At 35.8% G+C, this 212-nt stretch carries 1 protein-coding gene; it reads left to right on the top strand.

Annotated features, from left to right (window positions below; all coding sequences use genetic code 11):
* Positions 1-212 (top strand): tRNA-guanine transglycosylase (locus NG901_RS16995; RefSeq protein ID WP_252217140.1); only part of this gene is annotated, 212 nt, incomplete at both ends.

Raw genomic sequence — 212 nt, 5'->3', positions numbered from 1 at the left:
GATATAAGAATAGAACATGCTAAAGAAATTGTTAAAATGGATTTAGATGGATATGCTATTGGAGGGCTTGCTGTTGGAGAAAGTCATGAGGAGATGTATAGAATAATAGATGCTGTTGCACCACATCTTCCAGAAGATAAGCCTATATACTTAATGGGAGTTGGAACACCAAGTAACATATTAGAGGCTATTGACAGAGGTGTTGATTTCTT

Origin of the sequence: Clostridium sp. CMCC3677 (assembly GCF_023845585.1) — a bacterium.
In the GTDB taxonomy this organism is placed as follows: Bacteria; Bacillota; Clostridia; order Clostridiales; family Clostridiaceae; genus Clostridium; species Clostridium aquiflavi.
The sequence above is the reverse complement of the archived record's forward strand: the minus strand, read 5'-3'. Positions and strand labels throughout refer to the sequence as shown.